General features: G+C 63.3%; 14 protein-coding genes. 6 read left to right on the top strand and 8 right to left on the bottom strand.

From position 1 onward, the window contains the following. Position 1: 1 nt before the first annotated feature. From tssL to tssH, 7 genes are all read right to left on the bottom strand, one after another. On the bottom strand, positions 2–1,264 hold the full coding sequence (tssL, locus tag ACT2FV_RS02465) for a type VI secretion system protein TssL, long form (protein WP_444503119.1): 1,263 nt from the start codon (positions 1,262–1,264) through the stop codon (positions 2–4). Positions 1,265–1,316: 52 nt separating this feature from the next. Beyond that, positions 1,317–2,663 (bottom strand): type VI secretion system baseplate subunit TssK, encoded by a 1,347-nt coding sequence (gene tssK / locus ACT2FV_RS02460; RefSeq protein ID WP_226114549.1) that lies wholly within the window; start codon positions 2,661–2,663, stop codon positions 1,317–1,319. A 31-nt stretch (positions 2,664–2,694) separates the two neighbouring features. After that, on the bottom strand, positions 2,695–3,198 hold the full coding sequence (gene tssJ / locus ACT2FV_RS02455) for a type VI secretion system lipoprotein TssJ (RefSeq protein WP_226114550.1): 504 nt from the start codon (positions 3,196–3,198) through the stop codon (positions 2,695–2,697). A 79-nt stretch (positions 3,199–3,277) separates the two neighbouring features. Then, the gene (locus ACT2FV_RS02450) at positions 3,278–3,763 is read right to left on the bottom strand and encodes an Hcp family type VI secretion system effector (protein ID WP_226114551.1); all 486 of its coding nucleotides are present in this window, start codon (positions 3,761–3,763) and stop codon (positions 3,278–3,280) included. 92 nt (positions 3,764–3,855) lie between these two features. After that, entirely contained in the window at positions 3,856–5,349 is a 1,494-nt protein-coding gene (gene tssC / locus ACT2FV_RS02445) for a type VI secretion system contractile sheath large subunit (RefSeq protein WP_226114552.1), read from the bottom strand. A gap of 27 nt (positions 5,350–5,376) precedes the next feature. Then, positions 5,377–5,916, bottom strand: a complete 540-nt coding sequence (gene tssB / locus ACT2FV_RS02440; RefSeq protein WP_444503118.1) for a type VI secretion system contractile sheath small subunit — start codon at positions 5,914–5,916, stop codon at positions 5,377–5,379. Between the two features lie 36 nt (positions 5,917–5,952). Then, a complete protein-coding gene (tssH, locus tag ACT2FV_RS02435; RefSeq protein WP_444503117.1) occupies positions 5,953–8,634 on the bottom strand; it encodes a type VI secretion system ATPase TssH in 2,682 nt (893 codons plus the stop codon). A 540-nt stretch (positions 8,635–9,174) separates the two neighbouring features. On the opposite strand from tssH, the gene ACT2FV_RS02430 reads away from it, so the two are divergent. The 6 genes from ACT2FV_RS02430 to ACT2FV_RS02405 are packed head-to-tail and all read left to right on the top strand — an operon-like array spanning position 9,175 to position 15,347. Next, positions 9,175–9,825 (top strand): TagK domain-containing protein, encoded by a 651-nt coding sequence (locus tag ACT2FV_RS02430; protein ID WP_444503116.1) that lies wholly within the window; start codon positions 9,175–9,177, stop codon positions 9,823–9,825. After that, the gene (locus ACT2FV_RS02425; protein WP_444503115.1) at positions 9,822–10,673 is read left to right on the top strand and encodes a type VI secretion system accessory protein TagJ; all 852 of its coding nucleotides are present in this window, start codon (positions 9,822–9,824) and stop codon (positions 10,671–10,673) included. Before ACT2FV_RS02430 ends, ACT2FV_RS02425 begins: the two co-directional genes overlap by 4 nt. After that, positions 10,666–11,232, top strand: a complete 567-nt coding sequence (tssE, locus tag ACT2FV_RS02420) for a type VI secretion system baseplate subunit TssE (protein ID WP_444503114.1) — start codon at positions 10,666–10,668, stop codon at positions 11,230–11,232. The genes ACT2FV_RS02425 and tssE overlap by 8 nt, the downstream gene beginning before the upstream one ends. A gap of 37 nt (positions 11,233–11,269) precedes the next feature. Then, a complete protein-coding gene (tssF, locus tag ACT2FV_RS02415; protein WP_444503113.1) occupies positions 11,270–13,159 on the top strand; it encodes a type VI secretion system baseplate subunit TssF in 1,890 nt (629 codons plus the stop codon). Beyond that, positions 13,159–14,232, top strand: coding sequence for a type VI secretion system baseplate subunit TssG (gene tssG, locus ACT2FV_RS02410; RefSeq protein WP_444503112.1), 1,074 nt, complete (start codon positions 13,159–13,161; stop codon positions 14,230–14,232). The genes tssF and tssG overlap by 1 nt, the downstream gene beginning before the upstream one ends. Then, a complete protein-coding gene (locus ACT2FV_RS02405) occupies positions 14,229–15,347 on the top strand; it encodes an ImpA family type VI secretion system protein (protein ID WP_444503111.1) in 1,119 nt (372 codons plus the stop codon). The genes tssG and ACT2FV_RS02405 overlap by 4 nt, the downstream gene beginning before the upstream one ends. 50 nt (positions 15,348–15,397) lie before the next feature. On the opposite strand, the gene ACT2FV_RS02400 is transcribed toward ACT2FV_RS02405, so the two are convergent. Continuing rightward, positions 15,398–16,744, bottom strand: coding sequence for an ABC transporter ATP-binding protein (locus ACT2FV_RS02400; RefSeq protein ID WP_151048499.1), 1,347 nt, complete (start codon positions 16,742–16,744; stop codon positions 15,398–15,400). Between the last annotated feature and the right edge of the window lie 7 nt (positions 16,745–16,751).

Genomic DNA, 16,751 nt, shown 5'->3' with positions numbered 1-16,751 from the left:
GTTATTGCGCGACGACGATCTCGACGCGCCGGTTCTGCGCGCGCCCCTGGGCTGTACCGTTGTCACCGATCGGATCGGCATCGCCCTTGCCGACCACTTCAAGGCGACCAGGGGGGACGCCAGCCGACTGCAACATCTGCATGACCTGCGTTGCCCGCTCCTCCGACAGCGCCTCGTTTGAAGGGAACTGGCGGCTGCGTATCGGCACGTTGTCCGTGTAGCCGAGCACGGTAACCTTGCCAGGCACCTTCACGATTTCACTGGCAATCTTCGCAACGAGCGGTGCTATCGAACTCTTGATCGCGACGCTTCCGGGCTGGAACATCGCATCTCCCCGGAACGTCACCGCGCTGTGACGTGCATCTTCGTCAACGCCAACCGTGCCCGCCGCAATCTCGTCCTTCAGGAGCTGCTTCAGGTGCAATTTCGGTGGTGCCGGCGGCGGCGTCATTCGACCGATCTCGGCAATCTGCTTCTGCACCGAAGCGCTCCGGCTCATCAACTCGTACTTGAACCAGCCAAAGATGGCGAGCAGGATGATCGACAGGAACGCAACACTGATCCACACCGGGAAATCGTGAAAAGACAGCCGCTTGCCCTTCGCGTCCGACTGCCAATGCGGCGACAGCTTCGCGGGCGCCGATCCGCGCCGCATGGTGATTTCGTTATAGAGCCGCTGACGAATCACTTCGTGCTTGCGCGTTCCGTTCGTTTCGTGCCGGTAACGTCCCTCGAAGCCGAGACTGAGCATCTCGTAGATGACTTCCAGGAGTGGCAGATGCTCCCCTGGCTCATTGAGCAATCGGGCGATCAACAGATAAACCTTGTCTCCGCCATCGCGATCCTCGTGGAACGTCGTGGCGAGCCCGGCCTTGATCCACTGGATGCCGAACGAGCCCTCTTTCCCCCACTCGGTTCGTCCCGCGGCCTCGTCGAGCGCCGTGCAAAGGCAATACCGGGCCCCGATCACATGATCGCGTCGAACATTGGCCTGCTCGCACAGCTTCTGGAAGGTACGCACCTCCTGCGTGAGCAGGTCGTGCAGTACGAATGTTTCACCCGCGTCGAGATGATTCGGCATCTCGGCGAGTGCTCGAAGAAGCGGCCATGCCGCTTCGCGCAACGGATTCGTCGCCCGTTCGACGGCAATCAGGCGTTCTCGGAAAGGAATACCCGACCCGCTGGACGCATTCGATTCCCGATTGATGGAATCAGGTTTCGTTCCGCTCTCCGACGGACTCGTTCCGGTAGATTGATTGCTCATGGCGATACGTCGCTGATCGCGATTCCACAATTCCGGGAGGAACTTTCGGTATTCACGCGCGAACCCCCCACAGCTCAAGCTCGAGCGACGGGAAGTCGCCGGCTACGTGCAGCGCGATCCCACCATGGCGCACCACCTCCTCCCACAGCGCCCCGCCCTGCATCAACTCGTAATAGATGTATCCAGCGTTGAACGGAATCTGTCGCGGCGGCACCGGAAGGACCTGCATGCCGATACCCGGCAAATGACTGCGCACCAGGCTCGGCAGCTTTTCCGAGGGCCCCGCCTTCGCCTGCGCGAGAAACTGCTGCCGCAGCGCATCGGGCGGCATCGCCGCATGCACGGCCAGCACCAGCGAAGCGAAGCCCTGCATATCCACCGGATCGACCACCGCATTGCGCATGCCGTGGCCCCGATCCTCGAGTGCGATGCTCTGCGCACTGCGCACCAGCACGGCATTGAGCAGCCGATGCGTGTCGTCGACCACCGGCTTCAGGCAAAGATGCGGCGTCGTATGCCGATAAGGCGGATGCGTATCGAGCGGGCGGCGCGTATTCGTGCGCAGATGCGTCGAAAGCTCCCCGGCCATCGCGATCAGCAGCGTGTAAACATCGGCAGGCGACGTGGTAGGCACGCGCAGCATATGCTGCAGCAATGGCTCGTATCGGTTCAGGATCTGCAACAGCAGGTAATCCGTAACCGTCGCCGCACTCGCAGTCGTGTCATCGGTGCCGGCCAGCCGCTGCGACAGCGCATTCGCGCGCAGGTGGGCCAGATCGTGGATCTTCGTGATCCAGCTCGTCAGCAAATCGCTCGCGCCGTATCCGGACACCGGCGGCACAATCGTGTCGTCCAGTTCGATGCTCCCGTCCGCGCGGATGGTCTTCACGCACGTCAGCGCAAGGCCGATCCATGCATCGCCCAGTTCCTTCTCCGGTACGAGTCGCAGCCGCAGGTTCGACAACTGCACGGACTCGGGTGCCAGTCCGACCGAATTCGAGTCGCGCAGCTCAGTGTCGAATACCTGATAGCGCGCCATCGAATCCGCAGTGTTTTCGAACGTCGTTTCCTCGCAGTTCGGCAAGCGCACCGGCACCGCCAGATAGATCACCTGGTCGAGGTGTTCCGGGCGGATCGTCAACGGTGGCGGTAGCGGGGTATTCCCCGGCGCATCGAACGGCGTGCCGTCGGCGAACACGCCTGCGGCCGACTTGACGATCACTTTCCCAAGCGCGAGTGACTCCAGATCAAGCCCGTAATGCGCGAAGCCGAAGAAGAATGGCGACAGCGGCGCCGCACGCATGTGTGCGTACTTCTCGAAGTAGCGTTCCTGTTGCTGGAACAGTTGTGGTCTGAAAAACAACCCTTCCTGCCAGGCGACCTTGGCGTACCAGCTCATACATTTCGTCCGTTGTGTTGCGCGACGTGTTTCATTGCTTCTTCGCTTCCTCGATCTTGACGGCCCTGGCCTCTAGATCGACAGTCAGCTTCACCTTGGGTGTGAAGCGGTACCACGCCTTGTCAGGCGCAGCGGGCATCGTGTAGACCGACCGCCACACCGCGTTCGGCAAATCGCGATAAGCCGCGATCACGCCGATGGCGGTCGTTTCCGGAGCGGGCCGCCGCACGACTTTCCGATGCTCTCCAGGCCGCAACTGGAACTCGTCGCGCTTGACGACGTCGTCGGCCAGTACGGTCTTCTCCTGGTTCTCCAGCGTGAAGAAATCCGCCGCCGCGAATGCGTTGTCGTTCTTCAGCTCATAGATGCGTATCACGATCGGCGCTGCGCGCCCGCGATCATCCGGATTGACGTCGGATGCCGCCTTGACGGCCAGTTCGAGCCGAACCGGCTCCTTCGGCTTCGGTTCGCCGCTCGCACAGGCCGAGAGCAGCACGACACCGGCGAGCGAAGCGGCAGTCAGAATCGAACGCATGCAGAATTCCCCTCGATGAAGCGCGAAACGCGCCGCGCGCGGAGAACACGACTTCTCGGCCATGCGCGGCGCCCCGCACTTACGCTTCCTTGTTGCCCTTGATGTCGAAGCTCGCCGTGACGGCACCGCCGCTGCCGCCCTGCGCGTTCTGCACGACATACTCCTGCTTGACCTTCGAGAACGACAGCGACACCGTCTCGCGGCTCTTCTCTTCACCTGCCTTGCTGCCGGACGGCTTCACGCGCGTGACGATCACGTCGCTCATCGTGAGCTTCAGGTATTCGAGCGGGTGGCCGCCCGCCTTGCGCATCACCAGCACGGCCTGGTCGATGTGCTTTCCCGTCAGCGCGTACTTCATCAGGTTGGGGCTCGCACGGTCGATGTTGTGTTCGAACGTGAGATCCTTGACGGTCGCCTTGCCCGCGCCGCCGCCACTACCCGAATGCATCGACGATTCCTGCTGGATTTCCCAGTCCCAGTTCAGGATCTCGATTTCGTCCTTGTGCTTGTCATCGAGCGATTCGCCGTTGATGCCGTCGATCTTCAGAAAAATGTCCTGTGCCATGCGTAGTACTCCTTTTATTAAACGATTGAAAACTGGCCGATCATCGGGTGCGAAGCATCCCGCTACCCGGCCCTGCGGGACCCACTGATTGGTTAGGCGGCTTCCTTGATCGACGGCAGCTTCGTCACGAGTCGAAGCGAAACTGTCAGCCCTTCAAGCTGGAAGTGCGGGCGCAGGAAGAACTTCGCCTGGTAGTAGCCGGGATTGCCTTCCACGTCCTCGACGAGCACCTCCGCCGCCGCAAGCGGCCGGCGCGCCTTCGTGTCCTGCGACGAGTTCGCGGGATCGGCGTCAACATAATGCATGATCCATTCGTTAAGCCAACGCTGCATGTCCTCGCGCTCCTTGAATGCGCCGATCTTGTCGCGCACGATGCACTTCAGGTAATGCGCGAAGCGCGAGCACGCGAACAAATACGGCAAACGTGCGGACAGGTTGGCATTCGCGGTTGCGTCGCGATCGTGATACTCGGCCGGTTTCTGCAGTGACTGGGCGCCAATGAAGGTCGCGTGACCGGTGTTCTTGCGATGCACGAGCGGAATGAAGCCGTTCCTCGACAGCTCGGCCTCGCGACGATCCGAAATCGCGATCTCGGTCGGGCACTTCATGTCAATCCCGCCGTCGTCCGTCGGGAACGTGTGGCACGGCAGGTTCTCGACCGTGCCGCCCGATTCGACGCCGCGGATCAGCGAGCACCAACCGTATTGCTTGAAGGAGCGGTTGATGTTGACGCCCATCGCATAGGCCGCGTTGGCCCAGCCGTAGCGGCTGTGGTTCGAGCCGTTCGTGTCTTCCTCGAAATCGAACTGGTCGACCGGATTGGTCTTCGCGCCATATGGCAGGCGCGCCAGGAAGCGCGGCATCGCGAGGCCGATGTAGCGCGCATCCTCGGTATTGCGCAGCGAATTCCACGCGGTGTATTCGAGGTTCTGCGTGAAGATCTTGGTCAGATCGCGCGGGTTGGCCAGTTCCTGCCAGGACTCCATCTGCAGCACCGACGGGGCTGCACCGGTCACGAACGGCGTGTGCGCGGCCGCCGCCACCTTCGCAATCGAGCCGAGCAGATCGACGTCCGGCGGCGTATGGTCGAAGTAGTAGTCGGCCACGATGCACCCGTAAGGCTCGCCGCCGAGCTGGCCGTATTCCTGCTCGTAGATCTGCTTGAAGAGCGGGCTCTGGTCCCACGCCTGCCCCTTGTAGCGACGCATCGAGCGATGCAGCTCGGTCTTCGAGACATCCATCACGCGGATCTTCAGATGCTCGTCCGTCTCGGTGTTCGACACGAGGTGGTTCAGGCCGCGCCACGCGGATTCGAGCGCCTGGTAGTCACCGTGATGCAGGATCAGGTTGATCTGCTCGGAAAGCTTGTGATCGATCTGCGCGATGATGGCCGCGATGCTCTTGTAGGCGTCGTCACTGATCGTGATCGATTGCGCGAGCGCCTGCTCCGCGAGCGTCTGCACCGCATGTTCGACCGCCGCGCGGGCCTGGTCCGTCTTCGGACGGAATTCCCGCTCCAGCAGTTGCGTAAAGTCAGACTGGGTGGTCGCCTGGGCCTCGACGGCCTGTGCTTGCTGTTTTGCCATGATGGTCATCCTCGATCAGTTGGTCGGTCAGCTCGCGTCGCCCAAATCGGCCGCGCCTTCTTCGTGCCGCTCGGGCCGCGGCGCCGCAGCCAGCGACTTCAGTAGTGCCGGGTCCTGCAGCAACTGGGTGACGAGCGCCTCCGCCCCCGACTTGCCGTCCATGTATGTCTGCAGGTTCGCCAGTTGCGTACGCGCCTGAAGCAGCCGGCGCAGCGGCTCCACCTTGTCGGCGATCGCGGCCGGCGAGAAGTCCTCCATGCTTTCGAAGGTCATGTCGACCATCATCTGGCCTTCGCCCGTCAGCGTATTCGGCACGGCGAATGCAACACGCGGCCGGATCGCCTTCATGCGCTCATCGAAGTTATCGATATCGATTTCCAGGAACTGACGGTCCGACACCGCGGGCAGCGGTTCGACCGGATGCTTGCCGGACAGGTCGGCGAGCACGCCCATCACGAATGGAAGCTCGATTTTCTTCTCCGAGCCATACACTTCGACGTCGTACTCGATCTGCACGCGCGGCACACGGTTGCGCGCGATGAACTTCTGCGAACTGCTAGCGGACATGAACAGTCTCCTGACAGTGGTTGACGGATGTCGAGCTCAACGGCACGGCTCGACAAGATGAGAAGTGGTTGCCTCTATCGACAGCGCCAGGGCCGGCGGCGCGGAGGAATCGGTCACGCCGATCGCGATGCCCGCGAGCGGCGCCCGCGATGCGAACGCATCGAGCCAGAGCGCGGAAAGGCGCGGCAGCACGTGCTGCTCGATAAAGCCGATGAGCACGCGCGCGCCAGTCTCCTGAACCAGGCAGCGACCGACGATGTAGCTCACGACCGCGTCGTCGTAGGCAAGCGCGATGTCGTGGCTGTCCGCCATGCGTTTCACGACGCGATCCAGATGCAGGCGAACGATACTGGCGAGCGCGTGGTCGGCAAGCGGCCGGTACGGCACGACCGTCACACGCCCCATGAACGCCGCCGGAAATACCCTCAGCAATTCCGGGGCAAGCGCGGCCCGCAGGCCATCGAGATCCGGCGACAGCGCCGGATCCGCGCACAGGCTTGCGCTCAGGTCGGCGCCGACGTTACTCGTCAGCAGGATGGTGGTATTGCGGAAATCGATATGACGGCCGTCGCCGTCCTCCATGTATCCCTTGTCGAACACCTGGAAGAACATTTCGTGCACGTCGCGGTGCGCCTTCTCGATCTCGTCGAGCAGCACGACCGCGTAGGGGCGACGACGCACCGCTTCGGTCAACACGCCACCTTCACCGTAGCCGACATAGCCGGGCGGCGCGCCTTTCAGGCCCGACACCGTATGCGATTCCTGATACTCGCTCATGTTGATCGTGATCAGGTTCTGTTCGCCGCCGTACAGCGCCTCGGCGAGCGCCAGCGCGGTCTCGGTCTTGCCTACGCCTGACGGGCCGGCAAGCAGGAACACACCCAGCGGCTTCTTCGGATCGGTCAGCCCCGAGCGTGCGGTCTGCACGCGTTCGCCGATCAGGTGCAGCGCATCGCGTTGCCCGATCACGCGCGCGCCCAGCGTTTCCGGCAAGCGGCGTACCGCGACAATCTCGTCAGTGACCATCCGTCCGACCGGAATACCGGTCCAGTCCGAAACGATTTCGGCCACGACGGACTCGCCGACCTCGGGAAAGACCAGCGGTACATCGCCCTGCATGGCGGCCAGCGTCCGCTCGAGTTCCCGCAGCTGGTCGACCGATACCGGTGGATCTTCTGCGTCCGCGATCGCGGCTTCACGTCCGGCGAGCAACGCCTGTGCGGCTGCCACCTGTTCGCGCCAGCGATCCGCGATCGCCGCTTCTTCCATCGCCAGAACGGCGATGCGCGCGCGCACGCGGCTCAATGCCTTGTCCGCATCGAGACCGATTCGGGCCTCCTGCACCAGCAAAGCCTCTTCGGCGTGCGCGGCTGCCAAGCGCTGCCGCACTTCGTCCAGTTCGCGGGGCGTCGCGTGCTGCGACAGCGCAACGCGTGCACATGCAGTGTCGAGCAGGCTGATCGCCTTGTCGGGCAACTGACGGGACGGAATATAGCGATGCGACAGCGCCACTGCGGCACGAATTGCTTCGTCGCGAACGATGACGCCGTGATGCGACGAGAACGTCGGCACGAGCCCGCGAACCATGTCGGTCGCGGCAGCCTCGGACGGCTCCGAGACCTGCAATACCTGAAAGCGCCGCGTCAGCGCCGGATCCTTCTCGATATGCCGCTTGTATTCGGCCCAGGTCGTCGCGCCGATCGTGCGAATCGTGCCGCGCGCAAGGGCCGGCTTCAGGAGGTTCGCGGCATCGCCCGTTCCGGCCTGCCCGCCCGCGCCGACCAGCGTGTGGATTTCGTCGACGAAAAGAATGATCGGCGCGGCCGATCTTGCCGCAGCCTCAAGCACCCCCTTCAGGCGAGCCTCGAACTCCCCCTTCATGCTCGCCCCCGCTAGAAGTGCGCCGACATCGAGGCTCAGCAAGCGTACGTCCGCGAGATTCGGCGGCACGTTGCCCGATGCGATCGCACGCGCCAGCCCTTCCACCACAGCCGTCTTGCCGACGCCGGCCTCACCGGTGACCAGCGGATTGTTCTGCCGCCGGCGCAGCAACACGTCGATCATGGTGCGGATCTCGAGCTCGCGGCCGATGACGGGATCGATTTCGCCGGCGCGGGCTCGCGCGGTGAGATCCAGGCAATACTGTTCGAGTGAATTACGCTTCGACGCGCCCGACACGGCACCCGAAGTCTCGCCCGGCAGGGCCGGCGACAGTTCACTATGATCGTACGGCCCTTCGGCTGCCTCCGGCGACCCATCGATCCAAGCGGGAAGCACGTCGCCAAGATCTTCCACTGGAATTTTGCCAAATTCCGGGGAAATCGCGAGAAGCACGCGTCGCAGTTCGGGCGTCGACACAAGCGCCGCGACAAGCCATGCACCGCGCACGCGACGATCGCCATGACCGAGGGTCGCCAGCACCCAGCCTCGTTCGATGGCCGTTTCGATATGCCAGGAGAAATCGCTGATCGAACTCGCGCCAGCCGGCAACGCCGATAGCGTCCGCGCAAGATCGCGCTCGAGCGCATCGCGATCAATCTCCGCATGGCGCACGACCCGCTGCAGGTCGCCATCCGGCTGCTGAAGCAGTTGGTGCAGCCAGTGGACGAGCTCGACGAACGGATTCCCGCGCAATTTGCAGAAACTCGTTGCCGACTCGATTCCTCGGTAAAGCTCGACCCCGAGCTTGCCGAACAAAATCTGGCGTGAAATGTTCATGGTGGTCTTGTTCTGTTTGTTAGCGCATTTCAAACGAATCCGTCACACCAATCAGGAGTCCTTCATGGACTCCATGACAGACGAAACATCGAACGTTCGAAACACACTTCTCTCTCCGGTTCGAAAATGACGGCCACTCGAATCAGGAGCCGCATTATCGACACGGAACAATAATTAAGTCAATGAATTAACCAACCCAACAAACACAAAATCACGAATTAGGAAATGTCTTATATCAGCCACACCAAGCTCACGACGAATCACTTCAACCGAGCGCCCCACCTTCGCGCAACCCCGCCGATCACATCACTCACAAGCCATTGTTATTTCGAGATAAATTCTGAATATCAGCCAACCGAAATGTAAAAAAACAACGCCACCTCATTGATTATAAAAAATGTTTTTATTTAACCGTTGCACTTTTTAACAATCACGCCGCCGCCGATCTTCATATGCCCGCCTGACAAGGTACTTTTTTGAGATGAAAGATTCATCGATACTCGCACTTGATTTTCAGATATTTCACTATCGAACACACTCATGCGATTCCTTCGCCTGCCCTGGCGTCGTCAGCCGAACACGTCGCTCATCGCGCCCTCGCCGAAGGACGCGCTCTCGCGGCTCGTTGTCGACACGTTGCCGCTGGACGGCGTCTTCGGTCCCACGCACGCAGACGACGACTTGCTCGGCCACCTCGGTATCGGCACCCGGGACGGTGCTGCAGCCTGCCCGCATACCGCAGCAGACACGGTCGGCATCGACGCCGGCAACACCGACGCGCTGATCGACGCGCTTCATGCGCAGTACTGGCGCGCCCTGACCGACCCCGGCGCGCCGCTCGCATCAGCATGGGCCCCATCGGTCGACGTCACGCTTCCGCGCGAGGTCGCCTCGGATCACCCGCACGACGCGCATGCCTACGAAAAAACCGGGCATTCGGATTCGATCGAGACGCTCCTGTCCGGTCATCGCACGATCGACGATGCCTTTGGTCGTCTGGACGGACACGTGGAACTGGTGACCGGCGGCGAATCCGTTCCGGAGATCCTGCAGCTCTTCGCGCCGCCCGAATTTCGTGCCGCGTCCGCGCGCCGTGCGCCCTCACCGCCTCCGCCGCTTTCCCGGCGCGAGCACCATGCGCTGTCCGTGGACAGTCCATTGACCGCGCCCTTGCGCAAAGACCAACCATGACCGGATTCACCACCACCGATCCCCGCTCCACGCATCGCGCGGACGACGTCCCCCTCATCGACCAGATCACACGCATCGAGACACGCATCCGCTCGCAACCGACGACCGCGCCTCATCGCTGGGCGCTGTTCCAGCTGCTGTGCATCGTCGGCGAATGGTCGCGTGCGATCCAGCAACTGCAGGTATGGGCAACGCTCGATCCGGGACAGGCCCGAACCGCGCAGATGTATCGCGACCTGATCCGTGCCGAACGGTGGCGGGCGAAGGTGCTCGCGGGCCGGGAACGCCCGGGTGTCGTCCTTGCGGCGCCGCCCTGGATCGATGCACTGCTAGACGCGATCCGCCACGCTACCGACGGACGGGTCGAGCAGGCCGACACCATCCGTGATGCGGCATTCCGGGCTGTGTCGGACGCTCCGCTCGTCGCGCCGCAAGGCCGAGCCGCATGGATCGCAGACAGCGATTCCCGTTTCGGCCCGGTCTGCGAAGTCATCACGGCCGGACACTATCGCTGGGTGCCGTTCGCCGACCTGAAGGCATGGCGCGTGTCGCAACCGACGCAACCGGTCGATCTGGTCTGGGCGCCTTGCGCACTCACGCTCGTCGACGGCAGCGTCATCCACGGCTTCATGCCGGCCCGGTATCCTGGTTCGGAGTCCTGCCGCGACGCCGTGCGCCTTGGGCGCGAAACCATCTGGCACGACATCGGCCGCACGGGTGTCGTCGCGCTCGGGCAGAAAACCTGGACGACCGACCTGGGTGACTTCAGCCTGTTCGAACTGACACACGCCGAATTCGGCTCGCGCGCCACACCTTACGCAATCGAAGCGGATCAGGCCCATGACTGAGCACCGGAAACGCCAACCGGGAGCCAACGCCCCAACCGCACGTACGCCGCGGCGAGCCAGCTCGCATCTGATGCCGACCCTGCTCGACCGCCTGCGCGACGATGCACCGCATCGACAGACCGAAGCCCCCGAGGAATACACCGTGACGCGCAAGCAGATGCGCGACATCGTGCAGCGCGATCTCGCCTATCTGCTCAACACGACGAGCATCGAAGACCGGATCGATCGCGCTCGCCATCCGCAAGCGGCTGCGTCGACCGTGAATTTCGGCGTACCGCCGCTCGCCGGCACCTTTATCGCATCGCGCCAGTGGAACGACGTCGAATCCATGATCAGCCGCGCCATCCGCGATTTCGAGCCGCGCCTGATTCCGGATTCGCTGGTGGTATCGCCCCGCACCAACGCCGATGCGGACTCCGCAGGCGAACATCACAACGTGCTCGCCTTCGAAGTGCGCGGCCTGATTCACATGGATCCTTATCCGCTCGAATTCATGGTGCAAAGCTCGCTGGATCTCGAAACGAGCGAAATCCGCATCACGGGCATGCGCGCCGGGTGAGCACGGCGTATACAACGACCACAACGAGGCCTCTCCGATGGACCCGCGACTGCTCGACTACTACAACCAGGAACTCATTTACATGCGCGAGCTCGCCACCGAGTTCGCGCATGCGCATCCGAAGATCGCGCGCCGGCTCGGCATGCAGGCCGGCGATGTGGCGGACCCTTATGTCGAGCGCCTGATCGAATCGTTCAGCTTCATGGCTGCGCGCATGCAGATCAAGCTCGATGCGGAGTTTCCGCGGTTCACGGAACGGCTGCTCGAGGTCATCTACCCGAACTACGTCGCGCCGACCCCGTCGATCTCGATCGCACGCCTGTACCCCGGACAGTCCGAGGGCAATCTGGTCAACGGCTATCGCCTGGCGCGCGGGACCTCGTTCACCGCGCAGGTTGCCGATGGAGAGCGCACGGCATGTCAGTTCACGAGCGGCCAGGACGTCACGCTGTGGCCCCTCACGATCACCTCAGCGCGGCTGACGGGCATTCCACCGGACATCCCGGCGCTGGAGCGATATAGCCCGCCCGATAAGCAAGTGCGCGGGGCGCTGCGGATCAGGCTCGCGACCACGGGAAACATGCGGATCGCCGACCTGAAAGGACTCGACCGGCTTCCGGTGTATCTGGCGGGCGACGAGCAGGTAGCATCGCATCTGTTCGAATTGCTGCACGCGGGCGGCATTGCCTCCGTGATCGGCGCGCCCGGCGAATTCGGTACACCCGGCCGGCCACTCGCGGCCGTCACCGACAATGCGATCGAACACGAAGGACTGCGCACCGATCAAAGCCTGTTGCCGCTCAACTGGGCCAAGTTCCACGGGCACAACCTGCTGCATGAATACTTTGCCTGCCCCGCGCGATTCTGGTTCTTTGCGTTGAACGGCCTTGCCGAAGGTTTCTCGCGCATCGATGGCCGGGAAGTCGAGATCGTCGTACTGCTCGACCGGGCGCCAGGGTCACTCGCCAATCTCGTCGATACGTCGCGCTTCGCGCTCTTCTGCACCCCCGTCATCAATCTGTTCTCCAAGCATACCGATCGGGTCGAGATCTCGCCGCGCGACACCGAATTCCATCTGGTGCCGGCGAGACTCACGCCGCTCGACTACGAAGTGTTCTCGGTCCGCACCGTCTACGGTCAGGTCGCTGCAACGTCCTCCGAACTCGAGTTCCGGCCGCTCTATCAGACGCTGAACAACGACGAAGGCAACCACGGCCGTTATTTTTCGGTGCGGCGCGAGCGACGCCTGCTGTCCGATTCGGCACGCCGCTACGGTACGCGCACGCCTTACGTCGGTACGGAAGTATTTCTCTCGCTCGTCGACCAGACCGAGGCGCCGTACGGCGAAGACATCCGCTTCCTGTCGGTCGAGGCACTGGTGACGAACCGCGATCTCGCCACGCTCGTACCGCGCAACGGCGTGCACGACCTGGAGACGGCCCAGTCCGCGCCGGTCGACAGCATCGGCCTCATTCGCCCGCCGAGCGCACCGTCGCCGCCTTATGCCGAACGGGATATGGCATGGCGCCTGATTCGCCAGCTGAACTTCAACTATCTGCCGCTCGAAGCGCTGGATCACCGGGAAGGCGGACAAGGCCTGCGCGATCTGCTGCGCCTGTATCTCGTGGACGGTGACGCCGGACAGGGCCGCCAGGTCGAGAGCCTCGTCGGCGCGAAAACGCGCCCCGTGACACGCAAGCTGCCGGGAACCGGCCCGATGACTTTCGGACGCGGCATCGAATGCGCGCTGACGGTCGACGAGACAGGTTTCTCGGGCGTGAGCCCCTATCTCTTCGGCGTAATCCTCGAGCATTGGCTCGCGCGGCATGTGTCGATCAACAGCTTCACGCAAACGGAGCTGCACTCGATGCAACGCGGCAGGATCGCGCGCTGGCCAGCGCGCACGGGCACACGCGGAGCCCTGTGATGACGCGCGCCACACTTCCCGCCTTGTTACGCGACAACGCACTGTCGCCCGAATTGCTCGAATCCCTGCAAGCCGAACCCTGGCGCTTCGGGTTCCTGTCGTTATTGCGGCGGATCGGCGCAAACCCGGCGATCGATCCAGTCGGTACCGCGCGCCGGCCACAGGCAGAACCGTTCAGACTGGGCCAACAGCCGAGCCTGGCCTTCCCACCGTGTGAAATCGCGAGCGCGCACGAAGCGGCCGGGCGACTCAAGATACGGCTGTTCGGCCTCGGCATGCTGGGACCCAATGGCCCATTGCCAATCCACGTTACCGAGATCGCGAAGGACCGGGAAAGCAGTCGCCACGACACGACCACGATCGACTTCTTCGACATCTTCCATCACCGGTTCTTCACCCTGTTCTATCGGGCGTGGGCTTCCGCACAGGCAGCCGCCGGCCTCGACCGAAAACATGACGAGCGGTTCTCGTTCTATATCGCAAGCCTGGTCGGGCAGGCTGTCGGCGAAATCAACCAACGCCCGCTTCCATCGCACGCGCGCCTGGCCGCCTCAGCCCACCTCGTTCGAGAATCGCGCAATCCGGACGGGCTGCGCACTACGCTCGAACACTATTTCGGCGTCCCGGTCGCCCTCGAGGAAAACGTCTTTCACTGGATCGAAATCGCTCCTGCAGACTGCGGGCGCATCGGGTATCCGGGCGCCGCCGCGACGATGGGCCAGGGCGCAGTTCTCGGGCGTGTCGCTCCGGACCGTCAGCACCGGTTCCGCATCGTGATCGGCCCTGTCGATCTGGATGCATACCTGCGCTTCACGCCGCAAGGCGAAGACCTGCCGCGTCTCGTCGAGTGGGTTCGGGCATTCGTCGGGCACGAGCTCGAATGGGAACTGGAGCTTCGCATCAAGCCTGAGAGCGCGCCGCCGGCCGTGATGGGCGGCCGGCAGCGGATGGGCTGGTCCGGGTGGCTGGGCAGTCCGGCGACCGACCGGCCGATCACCGGCATGCGCTTCGAGCCCGAACGCCATGCACGCCTTTTCAATCGTCGCGACACTGTCTCCAAACATCGACCATGAGCAAGAAATCGTCTCCCGCCCCAAGCAAACCTGGCCGTACACCCATCGCAGATGCACCGCACGACGACTGGCTGGGGCCGTTGAACGGTACGGATCCGTGCGGGCCGGATCTCGAATACGATCACGATTTCGTGGTGCTGTTTGCCGGTATCGCACCCAGACAGGATGTGCAATACGGCACATTCGTCGGTTCGCCGGACCCGCTCAACTGGAGCGAGATCGAGCGAGACTGCCGTAGGTTGATGACGCGCACGAAGGACATGCGCGTTGCCGTGCTGCATACGCGCTGCCGCACACGCCTGGGTGGTGTGGCAGGCCTTTCGGAAGGAACGCGGCTACTGGCGGCCTGGTTGCATGCGTTTCCGGATCATGTCCATCCCCAGGCCGACGCCGACAACGATCGCCACGCAGCGCTTGAGATGCGAATGAACGCACTGCAGGCGCTGACCGATCCGGAAGGGTTGCTGGCGGATGTGCGGGAAATCGTATTGACGCGATCGACTGCCACCCGGTTGCAGGTTCGTGACGTCGAGCGCGCGTTCGCGCATCCGCGCCCGGTCGACGCGCTCGCGCCTGATTCGGTCGCCCTGCAGTTGCGAACCCTGCGGGAACAGCAACCTTCGACAATGCAGGCCTTCGACGATACGATCTCGAGCTTATCGGCTATCGATTCGTGGTGCACGGCGCACCTCGAGACGTATCTGCCGGATTTTTCCCCGTTGATTCGCCTGCTCCGTCTCTTTCGAACTACCGATCCTCAGGTCGAAGCGCGGCCGGACATCTTGCCGGCGGACGAACACGAGGACGGCGACGCGAATGCGCTGCCGGTACTCGCAGAAGCAGCGCCCTCACCGGCATGTCAGGATAGCGAACAGCCAGCCGCCCCGACCTCGGCTGCCATTGCTGCGCGTCCCAATCTTGCACCGACGGACCGGCAGGCAGCCCTGACGCTGATCTACACGGCACGTCATTGGTTCGAAACGAACGAACCAAGCAGTCCCATCCCGGTGCTGCTCAGGCGCGCGGAACAGTTCGTCGGAAAGCGCTATGTCGATGTCGTCAAGGCCATTCCGCCGGAGCTTCTCGCCCAGTGGGAAGAGACGGACGGCTCATGACCGCGTCTCGTCGGGGCGCGGCGTGACGAGATGCGGTGCGCACTCGACTTTCAGCTCTCCACATCCTCGAGACTGAACACCTCGGTCTTGTCGTTGTACGAGAAGACTTCGCCGTAACGGCCCCAGTCGATCACCGCGTCGAGCGTTTCCTCCGCCGCGTCATCCGACAGGAAATCCTCCAGCTCCTGCTCGAAACGCACGCGCGGCGCGCGATGGCCGGGGCGCTCGTTCAGCACCTTCCTGATCCGCGCGGCGAGCGGCACGTGCTTCAGCAGATGATCCGCGAACATCAGCTTGCGCTCCTGCGTGCCGAATTCCGCGAACACGCGCGCGGGCGGCGTCAGGAACACGTCGCCTTCGCGCACGTCGGCGAAGCCGAGGTACTGCAGCACTTCGGCGATCGGAAACAGTTCGTCCACTTCCAGATGCAGCGTGCGTGCGATTTCGGGCATGTCGGCGCGACCGTGATACGGCGCCATCGCGAGCGTCTCGATCAGGCCGGCCATCAGGTTGGTGGACACGCGCGGCATCCAGCTGCCGAGCTCGAGCCCCTTCTTCGTCGCCTCGCCGGTCTGGCGCGCGGTCATCTTCGCGTAGATGTCGTCGACGAGCTTGCGGAAATCGGGATCCAGCCGGTTGCGCGGATGCTTGAACGGCACCTTGATCTCGGCGATCACGCGGCCCGGGTTCGACGACAGCACGAGAATCCGGTCGCACATGAACACCGCTTCCTCGATGTTGTGCGTGACGATCAGCACCGACTTGATCGGCATCCGGCCTTGCGTCCACAGATCGAGCAGGTCGGTACGCAGCGTTTCGGCCGTCAGCACGTCGAGCGCCGAGAACGGCTCGTCCATCAGCAGGATCGTCGGGTCGACCACGAGCGCGCGCGCGAAGCCCACGCGCTGACGCATGCCGCCCGACAGCTCACGCGGGTAGGCGTTCTCGAAGCCGTCGAGACCGATCAGGTCGATCGCGGCGAGCGCGCGTTCGCGCCGCTCGCGTGCGCCGACGCCGAGCGCTTCCAGCCCGGCTTCCACGTTCTGCAGCACGGTGAGCCACGGGAACAGCGCGAAGGTCTGGAACACCATCGCGACGCCTTCGGCCGGGCCGGTCAGCGGCTTGCCGAGGTAGGTCACTTCACCGCCGGTCGGCTCGATCAGCCCCGCGATGATCCGCAGCAGCGTGGACTTGCCCGAGCCCGAACGACCGAGCAGCCCGACGATCTCGCCTTCGCGCAGCGACAGGTTCGCGTCGTCGAGCACGAGCAGTTCGCCCTGCGTCTTGTTGAAGCCACGGCAGACGTGATCCACGCGCAGGATTTCCTCACCGAGGCGCGGCGGCTGAAGCGGCTGGGACGTCTGGGCGGGTGCGTTGATTACGGTCGAATTTTGCATCGCGCTT

This window comes from Burkholderia sp. PR2 (assembly GCF_052372875.1).
Taxonomy (GTDB): Bacteria; Pseudomonadota; Gammaproteobacteria; order Burkholderiales; family Burkholderiaceae; genus Burkholderia; species Burkholderia diffusa.
Note: the sequence above shows the minus strand (reverse complement) of the source record. Positions and strands in the feature narration are given on the sequence as shown.

Excerpts from the sequence above, each read along its gene's own strand:
- tssL (WP_444503119.1), bottom strand. The coding sequence starts at position 1,264 with ATGAGCAATCAATCTACCGGAACGAGTCCGTCGGAGAGCGGAACGAAA.
- tssK (WP_226114549.1), bottom strand. The coding sequence starts at position 2,663 with ATGAGCTGGTACGCCAAGGTCGCCTGGCAGGAAGGGTTGTTTTTCAGA.
- tssJ (WP_226114550.1), bottom strand. The coding sequence starts at position 3,198 with ATGCGTTCGATTCTGACTGCCGCTTCGCTCGCCGGTGTCGTGCTGCTC.
- ACT2FV_RS02450 (WP_226114551.1), bottom strand. The coding sequence starts at position 3,763 with ATGGCACAGGACATTTTTCTGAAGATCGACGGCATCAACGGCGAATCG.
- tssC (WP_226114552.1), bottom strand. The coding sequence starts at position 5,349 with ATGGCAAAACAGCAAGCACAGGCCGTCGAGGCCCAGGCGACCACCCAG.
- tssB (WP_444503118.1), bottom strand. The coding sequence starts at position 5,916 with ATGTCCGCTAGCAGTTCGCAGAAGTTCATCGCGCGCAACCGTGTGCCG.
- tssH (WP_444503117.1), bottom strand. The coding sequence starts at position 8,634 with ATGAACATTTCACGCCAGATTTTGTTCGGCAAGCTCGGGGTCGAGCTT.
- ACT2FV_RS02430 (WP_444503116.1), top strand. The coding sequence starts at position 9,175 with ATGCGATTCCTTCGCCTGCCCTGGCGTCGTCAGCCGAACACGTCGCTC.
- ACT2FV_RS02425 (WP_444503115.1), top strand. The coding sequence starts at position 9,822 with ATGACCGGATTCACCACCACCGATCCCCGCTCCACGCATCGCGCGGAC.
- tssE (WP_444503114.1), top strand. The coding sequence starts at position 10,666 with ATGACTGAGCACCGGAAACGCCAACCGGGAGCCAACGCCCCAACCGCA.
- tssF (WP_444503113.1), top strand. The coding sequence starts at position 11,270 with ATGGACCCGCGACTGCTCGACTACTACAACCAGGAACTCATTTACATG.
- tssG (WP_444503112.1), top strand. The coding sequence starts at position 13,159 with ATGACGCGCGCCACACTTCCCGCCTTGTTACGCGACAACGCACTGTCG.
- ACT2FV_RS02405 (WP_444503111.1), top strand. The coding sequence starts at position 14,229 with ATGAGCAAGAAATCGTCTCCCGCCCCAAGCAAACCTGGCCGTACACCC.
- ACT2FV_RS02400 (WP_151048499.1), bottom strand. The coding sequence starts at position 16,744 with ATGCAAAATTCGACCGTAATCAACGCACCCGCCCAGACGTCCCAGCCG.